Genomic DNA, 23455 nt, shown 5'->3' on the forward strand with positions numbered 1-23455 from the left:
AGCCCAGCGACCGTGCGAGGCGCAGCCGGGCCCAAAGAGCGACGGCACCGCAGCACGCGCCTCATCGGACACAGCTGTCCCGATGCTCACCGGGAGGTGCGGTCGCTCGGGAGGTGGCCGACCCGGGTGTGCCTACCCTCACGACAGCACGCCAACGAAGGGGGCTCGGTGACAGCCGGCACGGGGGAACAGGTCGACCAGCTCTACAAGGTCTTCCAGCAGTTCACGCAGTCCATGACGCCGCACGACGCCGTCAAGAACCTGCAGCTTTTCGGTGCGGACGAGTCGATCATCCGCGCCGTAAGGGAACGGCACGATGCGGAGAGCCTTCGCATCCGCAACCTGGACGAGCCGTCATCGGTCTTCCTGGACGGCCGGCAGACCTGGTACACGGGCCCCGACATGGAGAACGACCGCAACTGGCCCGCGCTGGTCACGTCCATGCGGAATAAAGATTTCGGTGACGAGAACATCGAGTCGATCGACAAGTCCTCCACCAAGGTCGTCGCGCTCCTCGAGCACCCCAAGCAGGCGTCCTTCCGTACCCGCGGGCTCGTCGTCGGTTTCGTCCAGTCGGGGAAGACGACCAACTTCACCGCTGTCATGGCCAAGGCCGCCGACCGCGGGTACAAGCTCTTCATCGTCCTGTCCGGCATCCACAACACGCTTCGTCGCCAGACGCAGGTCCGCCTGGTCAAGGACCTCGTCGAGTCGAACCCCGGACAGTGGCACCAGGTCACCAGCGAGACGCACGACTTCGTCCCGCCACCGAACCCCAAGGCGTTCTTCGCCTCCACGGACCAGTGCCTGCTGCTGGTCGTAAAGAAGAACGCCGCCGTGCTCAGGAAGCTCCGCACGTGGCTCGCGAAAGCCGGTGAGTACCTCGAGGACTGCCCGACGCTGATCATCGACGACGAGGCCGACCAGTCCACGGTCGCCACGGCCAAGATCAACCCATTGCTGTTCGACGTGCTGAGCAAGTTCCCCAAGGTCGGGTACGTGGGCTACACGGCGACACCGTTCGCCAATCTCCTGATCGACCCGTCGGTCGACGAGGACTTCTATCCGCGCGACTTCATCGTCAACCTGCCTCAGCCGATCGGTTACCACGGCACCGAGGTCCTTTTCGGGCGCGAGTTGCTCGACGGGGAAGACCCGGCCGACCTCCCGGGCGGTTACGACATGGTCCGGATAGTCCCGGACGACGAGGTCGACGACCTCAAACCGCGCAACAAGAAGGAGGCGGCGACGTTCCAGCCGGCCGTCACCCGCTCGCTCCAGGCAGCGGCCGAGTGGTTCTGGCTCGCCACGGCCGCTCGACGTGCACGCGGTGGCGGCAACCCGCACTCCACGATGCTCGTCCACACGACGACCGAGACCTCGGTGCACGAGGCATTCAGGGAGCCGCTGCTCCACCTCCGCGCCGTGATGTCGGAGCGATTGAGCACCGACGACCAGCGGACGCTCGACCGCCTGCGTACCACCTGGGACCGCGAGACGCGCCTGGTCCGGGCCGACGACTTCGGCGAGGAGAAGGTTCCCTTCGACGTCGTGCTGCAGCACCTGCCGACCGTCGTCCACGAGACCAAGATCGTGATCGACAACTACCGCAGCACCGACCGACTGAACTACGAGGCCGGTCCGGTCACCGCAATCGCGATCGGCGGCAACACCCTGTCGCGGGGGTTGACCCTGGAAGGGCTGGTTTCCAGCCTCTTCGTCCGCGCCGTGTCCGCTTACGACACGCTGCTCCAGATGGGCCGGTGGTTCGGCTACCGCAACCGTTACGGCGACCTCCCGCGGATCTGGATGACCCAGGAGCTGGCCGAGTGGTTCGGCCACCTGGCAACCGTCGAGGCCGACATGCGCCGCGACATCGACCGCTACATGCACAACCCGGCAGAGAACCCGCTGACGTTCGCGGTCCGCCTGCGGTCACACCCCAAGATGGCCATCACCGCCAAGGCGAAGATGAAGTCCGCCGTGCTCGCCCACGCTGCCTACGGCGGAACGCTCGTGGAATCCCGCTTCTTCGACGTCACCTCGGGCGGGAAGGACTGGCTCGCCGCGAACGCTGCCGCCACCCGCTCACTCGTCCAGGGCGCACAGCGGCACGGGGTCCGAGAAGAAGCACCCCGTCCCGAGACCGCTCTGTTCACCCGGGTACCTCACGACGACATCGCGGCCTTCCTGAACGGCTACGCCTTTCACGAGCGGTCGTCCGACGCTGACCGTGAGCGGCTGTTGGACTACATCGGCAAGCGGGTGCGGAACGGTGCCCTGAAGCAGTGGAGCGTGGCGGTGGTGGGGAACTCGCAGCCCAGCGCCTCGACGAATCGGTGCAACCTAGGGGCCGATGTCGAGGTGCGGATGGTGAAGCGGTCACGGCTCGGGCACGAGTCGGAGTCGGCGTTCGACGGGGTTGCCGACATCAAGACCCTCAGCAGCCGGCGTGACGAGACGATCGATCTCGATGTCACCGGCAGGGACATCGGTGGACGCACCCAGATCCTGACGCTGCGCAACGAGCAGCGACCCGATCAGGGCCTGCTGTTGATCTACCCGATCGAACCCGAGTCGGACACCGACCGTGAGGGCCGTCGTCCCCTCGCGGCACCGACCGACGATGTCGTCATCGGTGTGGCGTTGGTCTTCCCGAGGCCCCTTCCGGGCACCTCCGACTCCGAGGTCGAGTACTGGAGCGCAGACCTGTCCGGCGTCGCGGTCGAGGAGGAGGACCTGTCGGTCCTCGATCAGGACGACGAGGCCGCGTGACGCTAGACAGCAGCCGGCTCGACCTCATCTGGACCACCGCTGCGGGACGCCCCGTCGTGTCGGCGTTCCGGACGGCCCCCATCGGCGTCGACACACCGCTCGGGCCGCTCCAGGCGGGTGTCGACGCCGACGGGCACAGGCATCTCCTGGTGCCGATCGCGTCGAGGCACACGCTCCAGGAGATGCTCGATGGCGACGCCGTCGTGCTCCGGCGTCGCGCGCTGGAGGACGAGCACCGGTACCAGCAGTACGCCTCGCTGGAACTGGTCGATGACCGCCTGGCCGACCTGTTCACCTCGCTGTGCGTCGAGGTGGTGGAGCGGGTCGCCGCAACTCCCGACCGTGCCGTTGCGGCGCTGCGGAACGCGCTCAAGGACTGGCGTGCGCTGCTTGCGGGCAACCGTCAGATGCTCAGCTCGTCCGCCCTGGCGGGCCTTTTCGGGGAACTCCACCTGGTGCGGTCGATGATCGCGCAGGACCCGGGCGCCACCGCCTTCTGGACGGGGCCGAGCGGGTCCGCCCAGGACTTTCACCGAGGCCCTCGCGCCGTCGAGGTGAAGACCACGACCGTCCCCGAGGGCCGGACGATCCGGATCCACGGGGCCGATCAGCTCGACGTCGAAGCGCCCGGTCGGCTCGTCCTGCACTGGCTTCGGGTCCGCGGAGACGAGGGGACGTCCGTACCGGAACTCGTCGACGACATCCTGCAGAAGACGGACGACCCCGCCGGCTTCAGGAAACTGCTGCACAAGGTCGGCTACCACGAGCTGGATCGTGACGTCTACGCGCGGAAGCGGTTCGACGTGGTCGAGTCGCGCACCTACGAGGTCGAACCTGGTTTTCCCCGCATCGTCCCGGCGGGCCTGACCGGAGACGCCCTGCTCGGCGGTGTGGGGCCGCTGGAGTACAGCGTCGACCTGGACGCCGCATCCGCCGACGCCCACCGTGTTGACCTCGACCCGGCCGAGTTCCTGCTGGAGACCGCATGACCACACCCCGCTGGTGGTCCCAGCCGTTTCCCCCTACGGGCGCGATCGCCTCCGAGGGCATCCGCAATCAGCTCGGTCGACCGCCGGTGGACCCGCTGACGGTGTTCGTACGGGAGACCGCCCAGAACTCCTGGGACGCCCGGCTCCCCGGCGTCGAGACGGTCTACCGCCTCGAACTGACCACTGTGGCCCCGACGCACCGACCCACGTGGGAGCGGTTGCTCACGCCTCCGGCTGCGGTCCAGGAGCACCTGGGCGTAGGCCGGGCGGTGCGAACGCCCAACCTGCGGCTCCTGTCCGTGGTCGACCGAGCGACCAAGGGACTCGGCGGCCCCACGCGAGCCGATCAGCTCACCGACGGCCGCCGCGACTGGATCTCCTTCGTCCTCAACGTCGGGGAGAAGCGCGACACCGCACTCGGTGGCGGCACCTACGGCTACGGCAAGGCCGTCCTCTACCGACTGTCACGGGTGGGGACCATCCTGGTCTACACGCGGACGACCGACGAGTCCGGTGCCTTGACGTCGCGGCTGATCGGCATCGCCCTGGGGCGCTCGTTCGACAACCGCGGCCGGGTGGACGCGGAGAGCAGGCCCTTCACGGGGCGCCACTGGTGGGGCGACGTGCAGGACGACCATGTGGAGCCGCTCATCGGCGATGCTGCGGACGACGTCGCACGAGCCCTCGGACTCACCCCGTTCGACGTGAGCGAGTCCGGCACAACCCTCGTCGTCATCGACCCGGACCTCGACGACTTCGAGGACACGGACCAGGCTGCCGGGCACCTCGCCGAGACCATCGCCTGGCAGCTGTGGCCGATCATGCTGCCCGAGCGCGGCACTGAACGCCTCGCGCCGGACGTCGTCGCGGGCGGCCGGTCCTTCCCCGTGCCGGACCCGGCCCGGCTCTATCCCCTGCGGATGTTCGTGGCCGCATACCGCCGGCTCCACGGCGACGGCGCAAAGATCCTCGAGTGCGGCAATCCGAGGAGGCGGCTGGGCCGCTTTGCCCTGGAGCGTCAGGTCGTCGTCCCCATGGCGTCGGAGGCGGTGTCGCTGGCCGCGAGCTTCGCTGGGGTCGACGGGGATCCCCATCACGTCTGCCTGATGCGCTCACCCGAGCTGGTGGTGCGGTATCACGAGGGACCCACGACCAGCTCCGTACACAGCGTCTACGCGGGCGTCTTCCGTGCCGACGACGCCATGGACGACGTCTACGCGGCGGCCGAACCGCCCACTCATGACAACTGGGTGTCCGAACAGCTGACCGGGCACGAGAGGACATTCATCAGAGCGACGTTCATGCGCCTCCGCGAGCAGCTGGGCGTCTTCCGCGCCCCGGCGCAGAGCGCGGTGTCGACCTCGTCCCGGACGGCCCTCGGGGCGGTCAGCAACTATCTCGGCGGGCTGGTGGCGGCTGCTTTCGTCTCCCCCAACGACGGGCGGCCCGCGTCCGCGCCTGACCGGCCCGACGGCGGGAGCACCCCGACAACCGCGAACGCACCGGCCGCCGGCGACGGGAAGGCCGGCAACGCGAGCGCACGACCTGGTCCGGCCACGCGGTCGCGGGTCACCACGTTGGTCGAGCCGCACATCGAGATGAGAGACGGATCCGTGGTGCTCGTCGCCAGGTACGGCGTCACCGCTCCCGGCCCCCTGCAACTCACCGCGCGTCTCTCGATCGTGACGTGGGAGGGACGCGAGGACGACCCGCCGGCGGGAGCCGGCCGCCCGCGGGTCCGTGAATGGCACACCGCCCACGGCAGCACCAACGACGAGACCTGCCTGGTCGAGGGCCCGACCGAGGTCGATCTGGTCGTCGTGCCGGTGCCGGACACCGCAACCGACGTCACCGTCCTCGCCACTCCGCTGGCGGACACCGGGGCCACCGCGTGAGCCGCGTCTTCCCGTTCCTGCGCCCGCCGGCCGACGTCGTCTCGGCCGGCCCGTGGTGCCGGCTCTCCCCCGACGGGACCGAGCCACTGCCCGACAGCCTGACCGACTGGGACTACGGCACCACTCTGTCGCTGCACCGACCGGTGTCCGTGGACGGTCTCCGGCTGCGGGAGTCGAGTGGTCTGACCGAGGAGTGCGCGGTCGACCTCAGCGTTCAGTGGTTCGCCTCGAACTCGCTGATGCGGGGACGTGCCTGGCGGGCAGCTGTACCGGCCACCGATGCGCTCGAGATCGCCATCGAGTTCGACCTCCCTGGAGACGACCTGGGCGGGACGCTCGAACTGATCACGAGCGCCACGCTGAGGTCCGCGTCCCCAGGGAGAGCCCCGGCAGCTCCGACCCGACCGGGGAGCGTGCTGTGGTCCGATCGGCACCGGGTCGTTCTCGAGGGCGACAACACGCTGTTCCCGATTGCGACCGCTGATTTCCATGACCTGCCCTACCCAACCGGCGCCGGCTGGTACCTCCACATCGACGAGGACCTCGACGGTGCAGCGCTCGGCTCGATCCAACTGCTCGTGAACGAACGACATGACGTCGTGATGCGCGCCGTGGCTGCGGCGCCTGCACCAAGCGAGGCCGACCGGCGGGTGCTGTCGACCCTGCGTTCGGACGTCCTCCGGCTGTTGGTGGAACGGGCACTCACCGACGAGTCCCTGCAGGACGGGACCGACTACCCCGCGGGTTCGCTCGGCGCGCTCCTGGTCAACGTCGTCCGGAACGCCTTCCCCGCGTTCTCGATGGAGGCCCTGCGTCGGGAGCGCCAGACGGCGCCAGCGCTGTTCGGCAGCCGACTCCAGGAGACCTCGCAGCTGTTGGTGGAGGCGTGAGCGTCCTCTATCCCCGGCTGATCGGTGACGCGGCCAAGGAGCTGCACCGCGAGTACCAGCAGGCATCGATCGACGAGCTCACGAGCCGCTACGCGCTGCGGCACCCCTCCGCGGTGTTCGCCCCTACCGGGGGCCGACGAGTCAACACCGACGAACTCCAGCGACTGCGGGACGACGTCCTCGAGATCGCCACTCGAGCAGGCTTCCCGAACGAAGGACGCCGCCAGGACCGGATGACCTTCGACCTCGAGGTCGCCCAGCTGCTCCACCGACGGTGCGGACTGGTCGCGGGCGAGGCCGCCGTCCGACCGATCTGGGCGTTCCTGGCGCTCGTGCTGCTGCCCGACGTCTCCTACTGGCGGTATCCGCGCCCTCCGAAGGACCGTGTGCTGGGCACCGACATCACCCGGCACGTCTGGGGCAGGCTCTGGTGGCGAGCACACCTGCTCGCCCTCCCGCAGGAGCATGAGCGGTACCGCCTGCTCGAGACCTTCGGCGAGGCCGCGTTCGACCAGATCTTCGCCCGGAGACGTTCGATCGGCGGCAGCCGTGCCCTCGTCCGGACTATCGCCGACATTTGGCCGTCGATGGACCGTGGCCGCGTGGCCGAACGCGACGTGCTGGTCGACGTGCTAAAGCGCCTGTCCCGTCTCGGTGCCGTGGTCGAGTTCGAGTCACTCGACGAGGACGAGCTACGCCGTCAGGTGCAGGATGCGGCCCTCGAGTCCGCAGCCCTGCTGCGCGCCGACGCGCAGGGCACCGGGCCTCGTCATTCGAGCGACTGACCGGTCGATCCGGTCCCACGGACGACACACTCGATGACGTCGACAGCCGCGACCGGGTCCTCGTGCTCCCAGAAGCGGAGCACCGTCCAGCCAAGATCGTGCAGGTGCTGGTCGGTCTGTCGATCGCGCTCCTGATTGCGCTGCAACTTCGCCACCCACCACTCGCGGTTGGCCTTGGGCGTCGTCGCATGGACGGGACAGGAGTGCCAGAAGCATCCGTCGATGAAGACAGCGACGCGCCGGCCACCGAAGACCATGTCGGCCCTCCGACGCGACAGCCCTGGCAGAGCGGTGTCCACCCGGTACCGAAGGCCGCGGCGGTGGGCCTCACGACGGATCGCCACCTCCGGCGCCGTGTCCCGACGGCGGGCACGGCTCATCCGTGCCGCCACTCCAGGACTCGAAGCGGGAGGCCGAGCCGTCGTCATGCCCACCTCCGGCCCTCGTCCGTCACTGTCACCGGTGTCTCATCGGTCCATCCACACCCACGGGCCCACCGCCGGAAGGAACTGTCGGTCGGCGCGCTTACGGTCAGCGAGAGCCCGCGCTCGATAGTGTCGCGGGGAAGGACGCGCGTGCCACTGCGAGGCGTGCGCCGGCAAGAACGGTGGGTGCTACCTCGGTGGGCAAAGCTGACGGCAACCTGCTTCCGGGTTCTACCGGGGCCGTGCCCTTGCGGGTCATCGACCTGTTCGCCGGCTGCGGCGGCCTGACCGAGGGTTTCAGGCTGACCGGTCGCTTCCAGCCGGTCGTAGCGGTCGAGCACGATCTCGCCGCGGCTGCCACCTATGCGGCCAACTTCGGCGAGGACCACGTCTACTGGGGCAAGATCGAGGACTGGGTTGAGCGGGGTGACCTCCCCGCTGCCGACGTCGTCGTGGGCGGCCCTCCCTGCCAAGGCTTCTCCAACCTGGGAAAGCGGAGCCCCGACGACCCACGTAACGAGCTGTGGCGCCACTACATGGACACGATCGTCCAGGTCCGCCCCAAGGCGTTCCTCATCGAGAACGTCGACCGGTTCGGCTCCAGCGACCAGTTCCAGATGCTCCGACAGGAAACCGAGCCGGGCGGCCGGCTCGAGGACTACCAGATCGATGCCCGGCTCGTCCGAGCAACCGACTTCGGTGCCGCCCAGCTGCGCCGGCGATTCATCGTCATCGGTACGCGCCGGGACCTGCCGCAGATCGAGGTGCCCACCAGAACGCTTCCTCGGGATGAGTGGAAGACCGTGAGGCAAGCCCTCGATGGACTCGCCGAGCACGTTGACCCGGATGATCAGCGGCTCCCTTCATCGACGACGGAGGTGTTCGGGCACGTCCTACCCGGCACCTTCAAGTCACCCGACCTGCACATCACCCGCCACTACACGCAACTATCGCTCGATCGATTTGCGGAGATCCCGGAAGGCGGCAACCGCCTCAACCTTCCGGACGACTTGAAGGCGCGCTGCTGGATCGGCCACGACAAGGGATCGTTGGACGTTATGGGGCGGATGCACTGGGACCGCCCGTCCGTGACGATCCGCACGGAGTTCTTCAAGCCCGAGAAGGGCCGATACATCCACCCAGAGCGTCCTCGTGCGATCACCCACCACGAGGCTGCGCGTCTCCAGGGATTCCCGGACGACTTCCAATGGTGCGGGACGAAGCTGGACATCGCCCGGCAAATCGGCAACGCCGTACCAGTCGAGCTCGCGCACGGCCTGGCTGAGCACATCGCAAGTGAGCTAGGGCACTAGCCTTGAACCCCGGGCGCCTGGGCTAACCCAGCGCGAGATGACCGCTTGCCGAGACAGGGCCCCGCAGCTCGCCAGCGACCCCTCCGATGAGGAGACCTAGCAACCGCGGGGAGTCCTTCACGATAGCGGCGTCAACTAGATGCTCGACTGAACAGACCTGACAAGCCCCTGCAGACCCCACAGCGGTCGAACGAGCCGCTGACGCTCGCCCTGAGGAGTGGGTTGCTGGACTGTGGTGGTCCTGTTCCACGAGTTGTGCGCCACTTCGCCTCGGGCCCTAGCTAGCTCGTTCATCGATCGCAACCACTCTCGGTTGAAGTGGTCGATTGGAACACCCAAGGGAAGGAAGAGCTTGAGCAGATCCTTCTCGCTCACTCCATTGTTCTTGCCTACATCATCCTGCACCGCATTGAGCACCCCTCTAATCGCTTTCTGCGCACGCTGCCCGGTCGGCATATTAACTAACGTTCTCGGCGGGTAGGACTGCGTCAACATATGGTGATAGAGGATCTGATCGCGCACAGCAGGTCGCAGAATATTTCGGTCATTCTTGACAGATAGTGCGTCTACCATCGATTCCGCCACGGACTCGACAAAGCCCTCGATTTCGGCATGCGCGAAGAGCCGAAATGAGAGAATGCGAAGAACTTCGTTATCCGAGTAGCGTGCGACGGGGCTGTGGGGCGGCAGAAGCTCGGCCGATATCCGCCTCAAATCAGTCATTAACTGCAAGAAGGTTCGCGTCATCTCACAGCCTGATGGTCCGTTGGTCAGCCGCGAGGCGGGGCACCGGTAGCGCCAGTCCGAGCAGTTGCTCTAGCCGGTCGCCCCACGCCTCAAGGCGGTAGACAGTAGCCCCCACCGTCTTGGTGGTGCTCTGGACAGAGTCGCGAAACTTCGGGTCATTCGCGCTTAAGTCAGCGAACTCAGCTTTGATCAGCGGAGCCTGCTCGGCATCTACCGCTTGAACGACCTCATCAAGTGAGAAATAGTAAGACATCACGTCAAACACCGCCCGGTTGAAGCGCGTCTCCCAGCGATCGCGGTCGAAGCGTCGAAACGAAGCTTCGCCGAAGATCGAGTTCGTCACAGCGATCGACCTGACGCAGGCCGCCGCCTGCTCTCGAATCATTCCCTCCTGCTTGGACCAGGAACTGTTCAGCCGATCACACGCATCGTCGAGGAACTTCTTGAGGTTTCCGGCATATTCTGCAAGGAAGTTGCGCATGGCCAGATGTCGAACAAGTAGTTCAACATCACGCATGCGGAAGTCTGGCTGCTGCGAGGCACCAAGCATTTGGTGCAGTTCCACACTTTCAGCGGCGAATGTGTCGGCGAAGCTTGTGAAAGGCCCAGGATATAAGGCCTGACGCAGCTCTTGCGCAGAAAGAGAAAGTGTCTGGTGATTTATCCTGTGGAATACGAGATGCAGAAAGTCATCACTAGGCCACTTTCGGATGACCACTGTTCGAATGGTCCTATTATTGAGGCGCCTTATCGCCTTCGCCGTGACGGGTGAATCCATCAGCTCGTCACGCGTACGCCCGTTCAGATCGTCCAAGACGGCTAGTCCCGCCAGTCGAAGCGGCTCATTTTCGTCAAAGAAGGACTTCAAGGTAAGCATCCGCTGTTTGCCGTCGATAACAATGTAGCGGATCTCCCCGTCCTGATCTTCCGACTCAGCAAGCGTGATTTGCGGGATCGGTAGTCCCAGGATGAGCGATTCGATGAACTTGCTCTTACGCTGCACCGTCCACGCGTTGCGACGCTGGAAGTTGGGGCTGAGTTCGAACGCCCCTTGCGCAAGCTGACTCAACACCGTTTCTACGGTCCAGTCCGACGGCGCGAGCACCACGTCACTGTAATCGATTTCCTTCTGCCCGAGATCGTTCTCGGTTTCCTCACCAATCGACTCCGACTCCGCACCCAGTGGAGTTTCGTCGGCATCGGGCTCTTCTGCGGACGCCTGAACATACGAAGAAGCCACAGTTGCCTCCATAGATGGTGGTAGCTAAGAGACCTTAGCGGATGCCGATCCGCCCGCCTGGCGCCAGCCAGCGCCTGAACACGACGCCTGCGTCCCCCAATTCAAGCACCTTCGCGACGTACGACAAACGGAGGTTGTTGTCCTAGCGGCGCAGTGTCGACGCACGCTGGAGTGGACGGCGAGTCCACGGCAAGGTGACTGGCCCGGTCGTGAAGTCACAGTTCTAACGAGCGTTGACGGGTTCGTTGCGCTCCCACGATTCTTTGACCACTCCGCGGACATCGTGACACGGACCCGCGGCGCAGGCACGACAGGCTGCACGGGCCCGACCTTCGTTGGCGTGAGCACAGAATAGCTATCAGCGGTCTTAGGGAGGCCAAGGGCGGCGAGCGGATGACGTTGTCGATTCAAGTCAACAGACCAGCTAGCGCACTCGAATGGGCCAGCGATGTCCGCTTGGGCGTGTCGGTGATTGAGCCGTTCCGGCTAACGGCGCTCTCTGCCACCAGGTCACCGCCTTGGGAGCGGACCAGTGCAACATGACAGTTCCGCCCCTCGTGCAGTTCACCCGCTGAGCAGCCCAGTTCTGCGCGCGAATCCCAGCCAGGAAGGTGGTCGACCTGGTCGGGTCTGGTGATCGTCGCGGCAGTGAACCGGGTCAGCCAGCTCGGCGGTAGGAAGTCGGGCGACTCGGGTTGCTCGGCCAGCAGCAACAGTCAGACAGACGTCCTCGTCGGCATGGCGGATGCCAGCGCGACGAAGGAGCTAGCCTCCGCCCTGGTTGGCGCGGCCGTCGCGGCACTCTACCCAGAAGAAGGCTAGCTCGGGACGCTCGCCGAGGGCACTAGCAAGGGCCCCAGCACAGTCCGACCGGCGGCGGCGCCCTGCCACCTCGGCCAGGACGAGGTCGAGGGAGTCCGCCCGGAGTAGATTCCGGGCGGCCAGCATGCGTCTGGATCGGAACTCTGCTGTACAAGGCTGCCCTAAGTGGCCCCAGGGATGCTGCGTGCAATCGGAGGGTGCAGGCTAGCGGTCGTGAACCCCGTCGATGTTGAGCACGCCGAAGCGGCGTTGCGCTCCTATTTCGCCGACAAGAGTGTGCGGGCACGCGCGGAAATGGTGATCTTCCAGTGCTTGAACCGTGACGTCACCGATGCAGCGCTCATCCTGGAAGAAATACGAACGAGAGTGCTTGATGAGCGCCAGCGCCGACTGCGTGGTGTGCAACAGCAGTTGGAGCGCCAAGTCGCTCGCGACCTGGCGGTTTGGAAGACGAGGCAGGAATCCCCTCAGAGTCTCGCGCATGCGGCTTCCGGATACTTGATCGACGTACTGGCATCCGGCGTTCTAGTGAACAGCATCTATGATCTACTCAAGGCCGCCGTCCATGTGGCACGGAAGCGGCGCCCGAAAGATCCGGGCGCTATCGATACGGCGCCACCAGCCAAAGAAGTACTCACTGCCTTGGCGCTCCTCAGCGTGATCGAACAGTGCGGCCGACATGGCATATTTGCACCGGCGATTACAGATCTTCGAGTGACGAAGTGGATGCACGACAGCGACTCTTCGACAGCCTATGTCAAAGCCGGAGGGCGACGGGCTCCCGATCTAGACGCCGAAATCGTCATACCGCATGAGGGGCTTGGGCACCGAGGGGTCAAAGTTACCATAAGATCCAGTAATCGTCCCGCAACGCTCACACACGACTCGGCCGACTTCCCCCGCTAGAGCAAGCGTGGTGTCGTCGGGCTGGCCCAAGGTACGCGGCGCCGTGCCCCGCGCTCGGGCCCAGCCGGCCGAGTACGGGAATGCCGCCCAAGACGACGCTGACCTCGGGATGAGGGGGCGCCTTGCAGTGGGCAGTGACCCGCAGCTAGAGGCTAGGACTGCTCCACAGGCCTTCCGACGGAAGGAAGGGGCCCCGGACCGCTCATCTGGCCCGTACAATTCCCTGACGTCACCCAGGTCGCTTAACCTGAGGTGCAGTGAGGGGGAGCAGATGGAAGGCGACGCCGAGCCGGACGACGTTACTAAGCCGCTTGCCAATCACCAGCGCGACGAGACATCCGCCGGGCCACGCGAGGCTGACAGCGCGCCCACAGACCTGACCAGTCGTATCGAGGAACTCAAGTATCAAACACAGCACTTTGAGTTCAGGGCCAAGAAGTATGCTTTAGCAGCCGCAATTCTCGGCGTTGCAACGGCCACCCTGATAGCGGCGACCGCAATCCTCGGCAATCACTCCAGCAGTCAGTCTGACGAACTTAGCACCATGAACCACCGCATAGATGCACTGGAGCGTGGCAACTCTAGTTTAACGGAACGGAACAACACGCTTAATGGCCAGGTTGACGCACTCGAAAAGGAAAGAGACGACGCAAAGAGTACAGCGGTCGGTCTACAGAGGCAGCTAGACGACTCAAACGCCCGCTTGGCGCAACTCGGCCAGGAGGGCAGCGCGCCATCGTCAAGCAGTAACGTCGACGGAGGAAAGACTTTCGAGTTCACTGTCCCTATGGCTCAATTCGACACGGGCGTCGACCTCGATGTCGGCGTAGTCGGGCAAGCCGGCAGTGACATCACATATGGGACCGACTCTGGCCGACGGGCAGTGAAGCCCCGATACGGCAGTCCTCTGAGTGTCGACCTCCGGACCCAAGACCCGGGTCACGCCCAATGCAAGGACGCAATTGACAGGCGGCCAATTGCAGAAGGGGCGGGCTGGCTGGTCGGGGACACAGGGGCCCAAGCGTGCGCTACGTCCGATTACGGAGTAGCTCGACTGACGGTCACACACATCGCTGACAACGGCGACCTCACCGTATCGGAGGTTTATTGGGTACGTTAAGACGCGCCGATCTGGCGTCGCGTTCGCCGTCGCGATGGTCCGCGTAGAGGTTGACGCCTACCGCGTAGAGCAGGCCCGGAGCGGCCGAGCCAACGAGCTGTGCCCCCGCTCGCCGGGTGCCGGCTCCCTCGGCAGAGCCCCAAGCGCCGCGACCAGCTCGCGAGCTTGGCCGGACCGCTCGCCGCCGTCGGCGTCTCGAAGTAGCAGTCTCAGGCGGCGGCGACCGTCGAGCGCGGCGCGGTCAACAGCCCGACCGATGGCCGCGCACAGGCAGTTGAGCAGCGTCGGCTTGCCCGCCTGCGTGTCGGCTCGTCGAGACGCGGGTCAGGTGAGCAGCGGAGCGAGCAGCGCGGCGGACCGGCAGACGGAATCAACGGTCGCCGGGGGCTGAGTGCCGGATCCCCCGCTGAGCGCGAGGCCGGCGACGAGCTCGCCGGCGCGCGACCGGACGGGAGCCACAGCACAACGGACCCGGTCGTGCAGCTCGCCGAACTGCGCGGCCCACCCTTGCGCCCGGATCTCGGCAAGGCAGATGTCGAGCTGGTCCGGCTTGCTCACCGTCGCGGCGGTGAACCGGGTCAGCCGGCTCGGCGGCAGGAGGTCGCGCCACTCGGGTTGCTCGGCCAGCAGCAGTTTCCCGGCCGCGGTCGCGTGCAGGTGGCGCTCCACCAGCTGCGTGTCCTGAAGCGGCAGGTCGGGGTCCATGTCGGCCACCCGCAGCGTCGTCGCCGTGTACAGCACCAGGTGCACCCCGGCCCGCACCTCGCGGCGCAGCTCGGCCAGCACCTCCCGCGCGGCCTGCGGCACCCGTACCGGCGCGATCGCCCCGGCCAGCCCGGCCACCTTCCGGCCCAGCGCGAACCCGCGCAGGTCGGGCAGCCGCACCAGGTACTCCTCCCCCACCAGCAGGTTGAGCAGCCGGTAGGCCGTTGCCGGCGGCATGTCGAGCGCCGACGCCACCTCCTTCGCCGTCACCCCCGCCCCCAGCCGGGCCACGCACTCCAGCACCGCGAGCGCGCTCTGCACCGCCTTCGGCTGGCGGCCGGTCAACCCGCGGTCAGCGGTCATCAGGCCGCCAGCGACCCGGGCAGCACACTGCCGACCGTCGGCTCGTCGTACACCCCGACCCGCCCCAGCCGCGCGCGCCGCGACAGCCACCCCACCCACAGCACGCCGGGCACCAAGCAGCAGAGCCACACCACCGCCGGCCACCGACCGCCCGGCAGCGATGGCCCGAACACCGCCGCCGCCAGCACCGCCAGCCACAGCACCGCCGCCACGAGCCCGCCCACCACCGGCAGCGCTGTCAGCTCGCCGAGCCGGCGCAGGAACACCGGCGTCGCCGCGCACACCAGCACGTACGCCAGCACGTAGCCGAACGCCGACACGGTCAGCGTCCCGGTCAGCACCGACCGCGCGCCCGCACCCGCAGCGAGCGCCACCACGGGCGCCAGCACCACCACCGGGAACACGCCGAGCAGCGCCACGAACGGCGTCCCGAACCGGCGGTGCGTCCGCCCCAAAACCGAGGGCAGCGCCCCCTCCCGGCCCATCGAGAACAGCACCCGCGCCAGCGCGTTCACCGATCCGGTCACGCACGCGAAGAACGACGCCGCGATCCCGACGTCCAGCAGCCGCTCCACCCAGCCGATGTCCGCCGCCAACCGGGACACCGGCACCGGGCTAATCAACACGTCCAGCGGTGCTTGCCGCAGCAGCACCGTCTGCGCCACCGCGGCGAACAGGAACAACACCCCCGCGACGGCCGGCGTCCACACCACCGCCCGCGGGACGGCGACCAGCGGCCGCTGCGCCTCCACCCCCAGCACCCCGGCGCTCTCGAACCCCATGAAGGCCGTCACCCCGAGCACCACCGCCAGCGCGACCCCGCCCCAGCCCGGCCGCGCATCCACGACAAGGGCAGCCGAGCCGGCAGAACCCGAGGAGCGAGCGAGCAGCCAGATCAACACGCCGATCACCACCGCGATCGACACCACCTCCAGCGCCAGCGCCAGCCGTGCCGACAGCTGGATCCCGCGCACCGTGCACCACCCGGCCAGCCCGCCGACCAGCAGCACCAGCCACGCCACCGCAGACGACGAGAACGAGAACAGCGCCGCCAGGTACAGGGCGCACCCCACCAGCGCCGACATCGCCACCGCCGCGTAGCCGATCACCAGCGACCACCCGCCCACCCCGGCGGCGAACGGGCCCAACCCCCGCGCGGTGTACGTGTAGACCCCGCCCACCGCGGCCAGCCGCCGGGCGAACACCGCGACGCACCCAGCCACCAGCAGCACGAGCAGCGTCGCGGCGACCAGCGCGGGCAGCGTCGCCACCCCGCTGCCGGCCAGCACGATCGCCGGGGTTGTCACCATCGCCGCCGAGGGCGCCAGCGCCGACACCGACTGCGCCAGCACCTCGACGAACGGCAGCCGCCGCCGGTGCAGCCCCGCCACCGGTGAGACGCGGGCGAGACGGGGCACGGGCAGTCCTCCAGCGCAGACGGGGAGGCGCGAGCGTAGGCAGGCCGCGGTTGCATCCGTGTGTCCCCGGAAGCCTCGACCCGGCGTCCCCGAATGAGAAAAGCGACGCCCGGGCTTCTCACTCGGGAACGCAGAGAACGTCAGCAACGCGAGACGCAGCGGCAAACCGCCGCCAGCAGGGTCTGCGGACGAACGGCGCCGAGAGAGCGCCGCCGATCGCAGGAGACCGCCGATGGCCGTCGCCGACCCACCCGTCAGCAGCACAGCACCCGACACGAAGTCCCGCAGCCTCTCCGGCTCACTCGGCGTCGGCTCGATCATCTTCATGGTCGTCGCGGCCGCCGCCCCGCTCACCGTGATCGCCGGCTCCGTGCCGATCGGCATCGTCATCGGCAACGGCACCGGTTACCCGGCCAGCTACGCGATCAGCGCGATCGTGCTGATGTTCTTCGCCGTCGGCTTCGTCGCGATGACCCCGCACGTGCCGCAGGCCGGCGCCTTCTACAGCTACATCTCCCGCGGCCTCGGTCGGCCGATGGGCCTGGGCGCGGCACTGCTGGCGCTGCTCACCTACATCACCATCCAGGGCGCGGTGTTCGGCTACATCGGCCAGGCGATCAGCGACCTGCTCGGCCGCTACGGCGCCGCCTCCCCGCCCTGGTGGGTGTGGACGATGGCCGTCATCGCCGTGATCGGCGTCCTCGGCTACCGGCACATCGACCTGTCCAGCAAGGTGCTCGGGCTGCTGCTGGTCGCCGAGATCGCGATCGTCGTCGTCCTCGACCTGTTCATCGTCGCCAAGGGCGGCGGGCCCGAGGGCTACTCGACCGGGATCGTCAGCCCGTCGGCCATCACCTCCGGCTCCCCCGCGCTCGGCCTGATGTTCGCCATCGCCGGGTTCATCGGCTTCGAGGCGACGGCGGTGTTCCGCGACGAGGCCCGCGAGCCCCAGCGCACCATCCCCCGCGCCACCTACCTGAGCCTGGCGATCATCGGCGTCTTCTACTCGGTGTCCAGCTGGGCGATCGTCACCGCCTGGGGCGACGACGCCGCGGTCGCCCGCGCCGGTGCGGACCCCGGCTCCATGGTCGTCGACACCGCGCAGACCTACATCGGGACGGCGGCCGCCGACGTCCTCAACGTCCTGCTCGTGACCAGCCTGTTCGCCTGCGCGCTGAGCTTCCACAACGTGCTGGCCCGCTACTACTTCAACCTCGGCAACACCGGCGTGCTGCACAGCCGGCTCGGGACGGCGCACACCCGGCACGCCTCCCCCGCCACCGCCTCGCTGGCCCAGACGGCGGTCAGCGTCGTGCTCCTCGCCGCCTGCGCGATCGCGGGCCTGGACCCCGTGCTCGAGGTGTTCACCTGGCTGTCGGGCATCTCGACCGTCGCCATCGTCGCGCTGATGCTGCTCACCTGCGCCGCGGTGCTGCTGTTCTTCCGCCGCACCAAGCTCGACACCCGGCCCTGGCAGACCCTCATTGCGCCCGGCCTCGGCTTCGTCGGGCTCGCCGCGATCCTCGTCGTCCTGGTCAAGAACCTGGCGCTGCTGATGGGCGGCTCCACCGCGCTCGGCATCACGGCCGGTGTCGTGATCGTCGCCTTCTTCGCCGCGGGGCTCGTGCTCGCCAAGGCCCGGCCGTCGGCCGCCGCCCTCACCGCCACCGACCTCACCCACTGACCCGCTTTGTCGCGAGAACCGGCCCGGTTTTCTAGCGACAAACCGGAACCTGAAAGGAACTGCAGAACCATGACGATGACCGCTCCGGTCACCACCGCCAGCCACCCGCTCTCCCGGCTGTCCGCCGCGGAGTTCGCCGCCGCCCGCGAGATCGTCGTCGAGGCCGGCCTGGTCGGCGAGCAGACGAAGTTCGTCTACGTCGGCCTGCACGAGCCGCACAAGAGCGTGGTGCTCGCCTGGCAGCCCGGCGACCCGGTCGAGCGCTCGGCCCGCGTGCTGCTGCTCGACCGCGCCACCGGCAACGGCAGCGACGTCGTCGTCTCGCTCACCGGCGGCGCGGTCGTGGAGAACAAGGCCATCGACGCGGTCGCCGACGGGCAGGTGCCGATCCTGGACGCCGAGTTCGAGGCGATCGAGCCGATCCTGGCCGCCGACGAGCGCTGGGTCACCGCGATGGCCAAGCGCGGCCTGGACGTCGCCGACGTGCGGAGCGTCCCGCTGTCGGCGGGCTCCTACTTCCCCGACGAGTCCGGGCACCGCGTCGTCCGGGTGCTCGGCTTCCACCAGGCCGACCCCACCGACCTGCCGTGGGCGCACCCGGTCGACGGCGTTGTCGCGTTCGTCGACATCACCCGCGGCGTGGCGATCGACGTCCAGGACCACTTCGACCTGCCCGTGCCGGCCGAGCGCGCCGAGCTCACCCCCGACGCCCCGCGCGACCTCAAGCCGATCGAGATCACCCAGCCCGAGGGGGCGTCGTTCACCGTCGAGGACGACGTCGTGCGCTGGGCCGGCTGGGAGTTCCGGGTCGGCTTCGACGCCCGCGAGGGGCTGGTCCTCAACCAGCTGTCGATCGACGGGCGGTCGGTGGTGCACCGGGCGTCGATCTCGGAGATGGTCGTGCCCTACGCCGACCCCTCACCGGTGCGGTTCTGGCAGAACTACTTCGACACCGGCGAGTACCTCTTCGCCCGGTACACGAACTCCCTCGAGCTCGGCTGCGACTGCCTCGGCGAGATCCACTACTTCGACGGCACGCTCGCCGACGAGGACGGCAACCCGCGGGTCATCAAGAACGCCATCTGCCTCCACGAGGAGGACTACGGCGTCGGCTGGAAGCACACCGACATCTTCAACGGCATGGTCGAGACCCGGCGGTCGCGGCGGCTGGTGATCAGCTTCTTCACCACCATCGGCAACTACGACTACGGCTTCTACTGGTACCTCTACACCGACGGCACGATCAGCCTCGACTGCAAGGCCACCGGCATCGTGTTCACCTCCGCCTACCGCGGGGAGGAGCACCCGTACGCCACCGAGATCGCCCCCGGCCTAGGCGCGCCGTTCCACCAGCACCTGTTCTCCGCGCGGCTGGACATGGCCGTCGACGGGGTCGGCAACACGGTGCACGAGGTGGACGCCGTCCGCGTGCCGGTGTCGGAGACCAACCCGTACGGCAACGCGTTCACCCGGCGGCTGACACCGCTGACGTCCGAGTCGTCCGCGGCCCGGGTCACCGACGCGACGGTCGGGCGGACCTGGCACATCGTCAACCCGTCGGTCACGAACCGGCTCGGGCAGCCGGTCGGGTACGCGCTGCACCCGGAGGCGTCGCCGGTGCTGCTGGCCGACGACTCGTCGTCGGTGGCGTCGCGGGCGGCGTTCTCGACCAAGAGCCTGTGGGTGACGGCGTACGACCCGGCCGAGAAGTACGCGGCCGGCGACTTCGTCAACCAGCACCCCGGGGACGGCGGGCTGCCGGCCTTCGTCGCGGACGACGCACCCCTCGAGAACGCGGACGTGGTCCTGTGGCACACGTTCGGGCTGACCCACTACCCGCGCCCGGAGGACTGGCCGGTCATGCCGACCGACTACTCCGGCTTCTCGCTCAAGCCGGTGGGGTTCTTCGACCGGAACCCGGCGCTCGGGGTGCCTCGCTCCACCTCCTCGCACTGCGCGTCCTCGGGCGAGGGGCACTGCTCGTGACGACCGCCGTTCTTGCTCCACCGCGCACTGTCGCTCTCGGCCGGGTGGCCGCGGTCGCCGCGCTCGGCTCGGCGGTCGTCCACCTCCTGCTGCTCGACAGCTCGTCGCTGGGGTCGCTGCTGATGGTGGCGATGGCGGCGGCGTGCCTGCCGTGCGCGTGGCACCTGTGGCGGTTCCCGACCGCCTCGGTCTGGCGGCTCACCGCGCTGGTGGACGCGGCGATGCTGGTCGTGCACCTGCAGATGCTCGGCGACTCCGGCGACCACGCGATGAACGGCATGTCGCACGGCTCGTCGACGGGCTCGCTCATGTGGCTGGGCCTCGGCCTGGTCGGCGTCCAGCTCGCGCTGGCGGGAGGTGCCGCGCTCACCCGCCGTCCCTGACCCGTGCTCCCCGACGCTGGTGCTCTGCCCGCCCACGGCGGGCAGAGCACCAGCGCGTCCGGTGACGGGTGGGGCTCAGGGTGCCCGCTATGCACCTGCTGAGCTGCGGCTTCCTGCCGACACGCCTGCTCTGGCGGACGCGGTCGTTGCCGGATGCCACCACCTACCGTCCCCGTGCTCAGCACATCCACGGGGAGAACAGATGAACGAGAAGTCCACACTTGCACTGCTCGTCGCAGCCGCACTGCCGCTGCTCGCGGCCTGCGGCGGCGGGGACGACGCCGTGGCGAGCCCGGCCACCGTCACGGTCACGTCGCCGGCGCCTCAGCCCGCGGCCGCAGCGACGGCGTCCTCGATCCCGATCGCGCCGACGCCGGCCGCCGTGTCGACGTCCCAGCCGGTCACCTCGGCGGCCGCCACGGTCGACTTCACCATGCCGGACATGACCGGGACGGTGCTGCAGGACGCTCAGGACAAGTTGCAGACGCTCGGCGTCTTCTTCAGCGACTCGCACGACGCGCTGGGCAGCCGGCACCAGGTGCTCGACCGCGACTGGAAGGTCTGCGGCCAGAACGTCGCCGCCGGCCAGCACGTCACCGGCAACGCGGAGGGCCAGATCGACTTCGCCGTCGTGAAGCTCTCCGAGCTCTGCCCCTGACCTCACCGGCGCTGGTGCTCTGCTGCCCACCAGGCAGCAGAGCACCAGCGTCCCGGAGGGACTACTCGGCGGCGGCGACCACGTTCGGGTCGCGGAGCAGGGACTCCAGGTCGTCGTCCGCCCGGCGGCCGAGCTCGGTGTCGCGCCAGCGGTCGACGTCCGCCTGGGTGACCGCGAGCTGCGCGTCGAGCACCATGCCGGTCGCCCGCGACTCGGCTTCGAGCGTGCGCGCCGCCCGTGCCTCGGCAGCGGCCAGCGCCGACCGGGCGAGGGTCTCAGCTTCCTCGTACTCGGTCTGCATCCGCAGCCGCACCTTCGCCTCGGCCCGCTCCTCGTCGAGGGCGGTCAGCCGCTCGTACAGCGACGGCGGCGCGAGCGCGAGCATCGTCTTGAACAGGATCGGCATGCACTCCAGCGCGGCCATGAACGCGAACAGCAGCCAGTGCGCCGTCGCCGCGGACGGGTTGCCGTCCTGCAGGCGGCCCAGCGCCTCCAGCCGGGCGAGGATGCCGTCGCCCTGACCGACCGCCTCGCGGTGCGCCGCGATCTCGGCGGCCCGCTGCTTCTCGGTGCCCGCGATCTGCGCCGTCAGCGCGGCCAGCTGCCGCTTCTGGTCGGCCGACTTCTTGGTCTCCTCGTCCTGCAGCTGCGCCCGAACCTGCGGCTTGAGCGCGTCCAGCTGCCCTTGAAGGCCGTCCAGCTCCGCCCGTAGGCGGTCGCGTTCCGCCATCTTCTCCAGGGCCGCGGCGCCGATGCCCGGAACCCCTGTCCCGCCGCTGCCGTCCGTCTCTGCGAAGACAGCCTGAACGGCTGCGTTGTACCGCGCGGTGACATCGTCTACTTGGCTCTGCAGAGCGACGACGGCCGGGTCGGCGTTCACGTCCGCGTCGGTGACGCCGTTCTGCAGGTCGGTCTGCAGCGCGGCCTGCTGGTCCCGCAGCTGCGGCAGCTCGTCGTAGCGGCTGTCGGCGGCCAGCTTCTTGGTGAAGGCGTCCTCCTCCTCGGCGGCCATCACCTTCACCTCGGTGTTGATCTCCGAGCTGAAGACGGCGAGCGTCAGCGGCGTCGAGATCACCGCGCCGATGAGCACCGCCAGCAGCAGCCGCGGCAGCGCCAGGCCGAGGGTGCCGAGCTTGGTCGTCAGCCGCGGTGAGGAGACGACCCGCCAGCGGTCCAGGTTGAGGATCACCAGGCCCCACGCGAGCCCAGCGACCAAGGCGAGCACCCACGGCAGGTGCAGCGCCACGTGGAAGGCGTAGCTCCCCGACACCGCGGCGATCCCCGCCGAGGACACGAGCACCGCGCCCATCGCGACCTGCTTGGTGCGCTCCTTCGGCGCGTCCCGCAGCACGTCCCGGTTGGCGCCGGACACGGTCAGCAGCCCCTCGCCGACCGCGCGCTTGCCGCCGGCCCGCACCGTGCGCACGGCCCGGACAGGCACCCGCAGCATCTCCCGCAGCGTCATCTCAGCTCTCCCCGTTCCCGCGGCGCACCCGCCGCAGGCCGTCGATCACGGACGTCGGCACACCCACCAGGGGCGGCGGCGCCGACAGGCGCGGCCGCAGCTCCTCCTGGGTGGCCCAGAACTCGTCGAGCCGGCGCGTGACGCCGCTCGGGGCACCGACCGTGGCGAGCACGTCGGTGTGCAGCGACACCGGCGGCGGCGCGGTCACCGTCGGCAGGTGGACGGTGGGCACGTCCTGCGCGACTACGGTCGCCGTCGCCACCCGCGTCGTCGCGTGCTCGTTCCGGCCGACCACCTCGATGCGGCGGCTGGCGTCGACCTGCACCAGCGCCTCGCCGCACGCCGGGTGGCCGGGCCGGCCGTCGACGTCGACGTCCGTCGCGTGCTCGAAGCACCAGGTGACGCTCACGCTCGACCCCGGCCGGACGACGGGGTGGTTCACCGCGAGCGCGCAGAGCACCGGCGCTTGGTCGGCGGGGACCGGCGCGTCGACCGGGCGGCCGTGCCGGCAGGTGACCGGTCGCGGCGCCTCCGGCTGCGCGGGCGCAGCGCCCTGCCGGCCGGCGTCCTCGCGCCAGTCGCGCAGCCAGCGGTCGGTCCAGGGGAACGGGGCGAACGGCTCACGGGCGGGACGGCGGGGTGCCCGCGCGGGGCGCCGCCGCGTGCCGGTCACCGCGCTCCGCAGCCAGGCGAGCAGCCACAGCACGAGCAGCGACAGGAAGAGCATCGCCGCCAGGTCGCGCAGGAAACCGGCGACGCGGTCGGCCTCGAGGTGGCCGCTCCAGGTGGTGTTCGCGTTGAGCGCGATCAGCGCCAGGACCGCCAGGCCGATCGCCCAGCCGATGACCAGCGGGTCGCGGCGCAGCGGCTCCCGGAACATGTTCCC

The 23455-nt window shown here is 68.6% G+C and carries 18 protein-coding genes; 11 read left to right on the forward strand and 7 right to left on the reverse strand.

The window, feature by feature from the left end:
• The first annotated feature begins 168 nt into the window (after window positions 1–168).
• Genes AB0J00_RS03100 through AB0J00_RS03120 form a run of 5 tightly spaced genes read left to right on the forward strand, consistent with a single transcriptional unit; the run spans window position 169 to window position 7334 of the window.
• Entirely contained in the window at window positions 169–2775 is a 2607-nt protein-coding gene (locus tag AB0J00_RS03100) for a Z1 domain-containing protein (protein WP_357739978.1), read from the forward strand.
• Window positions 2772–3764: a PD-(D/E)XK motif protein gene (locus AB0J00_RS03105; RefSeq protein ID WP_357739980.1), complete on the forward strand. Its 993-nt coding sequence runs from the start codon at window positions 2772–2774 to the stop codon at window positions 3762–3764. Before AB0J00_RS03100 ends, AB0J00_RS03105 begins: the two co-directional genes overlap by 4 nt.
• A complete protein-coding gene (locus AB0J00_RS03110) occupies window positions 3761–5659 on the forward strand; it encodes a hypothetical protein (RefSeq protein WP_357739983.1) in 1899 nt (632 codons plus the stop codon). The genes AB0J00_RS03105 and AB0J00_RS03110 overlap by 4 nt, the downstream gene beginning before the upstream one ends.
• Complete coding sequence (locus AB0J00_RS03115; protein WP_357739986.1) at window positions 5656–6549, forward strand: hypothetical protein; 894 nt, start codon at window positions 5656–5658, stop codon at window positions 6547–6549. The genes AB0J00_RS03110 and AB0J00_RS03115 overlap by 4 nt, the downstream gene beginning before the upstream one ends.
• Window positions 6546–7334 (forward strand): DUF6339 family protein, encoded by a 789-nt coding sequence (locus tag AB0J00_RS03120; protein WP_357739987.1) that lies wholly within the window; start codon window positions 6546–6548, stop codon window positions 7332–7334. Before AB0J00_RS03115 ends, AB0J00_RS03120 begins: the two co-directional genes overlap by 4 nt.
• On the opposite strand, the gene AB0J00_RS03125 is transcribed toward AB0J00_RS03120, so the two are convergent.
• On the reverse strand, window positions 7319–7714 hold the full coding sequence (locus tag AB0J00_RS03125; RefSeq protein WP_357739990.1) for a very short patch repair endonuclease: 396 nt from the start codon (window positions 7712–7714) through the stop codon (window positions 7319–7321). The two genes, AB0J00_RS03120 and AB0J00_RS03125, sit on opposite strands and share 16 nt — an antisense overlap.
• Before the next feature lie 242 nt (window positions 7715–7956).
• Between AB0J00_RS03125 and AB0J00_RS03130 the strand changes: the two genes are divergently transcribed.
• Window positions 7957–9072 (forward strand): DNA cytosine methyltransferase, encoded by a 1116-nt coding sequence (locus AB0J00_RS03130; protein WP_357739993.1) that lies wholly within the window; start codon window positions 7957–7959, stop codon window positions 9070–9072.
• Between the two features lie 135 nt (window positions 9073–9207).
• On the opposite strand, the gene AB0J00_RS03135 is transcribed toward AB0J00_RS03130, so the two are convergent.
• Both AB0J00_RS03135 and AB0J00_RS03140 read right to left on the reverse strand, forming a co-directional pair.
• Window positions 9208–9819: a HEPN domain-containing protein gene (locus AB0J00_RS03135; RefSeq protein WP_357739996.1), complete on the reverse strand. Its 612-nt coding sequence runs from the start codon at window positions 9817–9819 to the stop codon at window positions 9208–9210.
• A 1-nt stretch (window position 9820) separates the two neighbouring features.
• A complete protein-coding gene (locus AB0J00_RS03140) occupies window positions 9821–11059 on the reverse strand; it encodes a DUF262 domain-containing protein (protein ID WP_357739999.1) in 1239 nt (412 codons plus the stop codon).
• A gap of 1035 nt (window positions 11060–12094) precedes the next feature.
• On the opposite strand from AB0J00_RS03140, the gene AB0J00_RS03145 reads away from it, so the two are divergent.
• Window positions 12095–12787, forward strand: coding sequence for a hypothetical protein (locus AB0J00_RS03145; protein WP_357740002.1), 693 nt, complete (start codon window positions 12095–12097; stop codon window positions 12785–12787).
• A gap of 1444 nt (window positions 12788–14231) precedes the next feature.
• Here AB0J00_RS03145 and AB0J00_RS03150 read toward each other — a convergent pair.
• A complete protein-coding gene (locus AB0J00_RS03150) occupies window positions 14232–14975 on the reverse strand; it encodes an IclR family transcriptional regulator C-terminal domain-containing protein (RefSeq protein ID WP_357740004.1) in 744 nt (247 codons plus the stop codon).
• Entirely contained in the window at window positions 14975–16393 is a 1419-nt protein-coding gene (locus AB0J00_RS03155) for an APC family permease (RefSeq protein WP_357740007.1), read from the reverse strand. The genes AB0J00_RS03150 and AB0J00_RS03155 overlap by 1 nt, the downstream gene beginning before the upstream one ends.
• Before the next feature lie 232 nt (window positions 16394–16625).
• Between AB0J00_RS03155 and AB0J00_RS03160 the strand changes: the two genes are divergently transcribed.
• From AB0J00_RS03160 to AB0J00_RS03175, 4 genes are all read left to right on the forward strand, one after another.
• Window positions 16626–18077: an APC family permease gene (locus AB0J00_RS03160; RefSeq protein ID WP_357740009.1), complete on the forward strand. Its 1452-nt coding sequence runs from the start codon at window positions 16626–16628 to the stop codon at window positions 18075–18077.
• Window positions 18078–18146: 69 nt separating this feature from the next.
• Window positions 18147–20063: a primary-amine oxidase gene (locus tag AB0J00_RS03165; protein WP_357740012.1), complete on the forward strand. Its 1917-nt coding sequence runs from the start codon at window positions 18147–18149 to the stop codon at window positions 20061–20063.
• A gap of 44 nt (window positions 20064–20107) precedes the next feature.
• Window positions 20108–20446 carry a hypothetical protein gene (locus tag AB0J00_RS03170; RefSeq protein WP_357740015.1) on the forward strand — a complete coding sequence of 113 codons (339 nt, stop codon included), beginning with the start codon at window positions 20108–20110 and terminating at the stop codon, window positions 20444–20446.
• Between the two features lie 442 nt (window positions 20447–20888).
• Complete coding sequence (locus AB0J00_RS03175; RefSeq protein WP_357740018.1) at window positions 20889–21104, forward strand: hypothetical protein; 216 nt, start codon at window positions 20889–20891, stop codon at window positions 21102–21104.
• 61 nt (window positions 21105–21165) lie between these two features.
• Here AB0J00_RS03175 and AB0J00_RS03180 read toward each other — a convergent pair whose 3' ends face one another.
• Window positions 21166–22569, reverse strand: a complete 1404-nt coding sequence (locus AB0J00_RS03180; RefSeq protein WP_357740021.1) for a DUF4407 domain-containing protein — start codon at window positions 22567–22569, stop codon at window positions 21166–21168.
• Between the two features lies 1 nt (window position 22570).
• Window positions 22571–23449, reverse strand: a complete 879-nt coding sequence (locus AB0J00_RS03185) for a hypothetical protein (RefSeq protein WP_357740023.1) — start codon at window positions 23447–23449, stop codon at window positions 22571–22573.
• Window positions 23450–23455: the final 6 nt, after the last annotated feature.

This window comes from Modestobacter sp. NPDC049651 (genome assembly GCF_040659695.1).
In the GTDB taxonomy this organism is placed as follows: Bacteria; Actinomycetota; Actinomycetes; order Mycobacteriales; family Geodermatophilaceae; genus Modestobacter.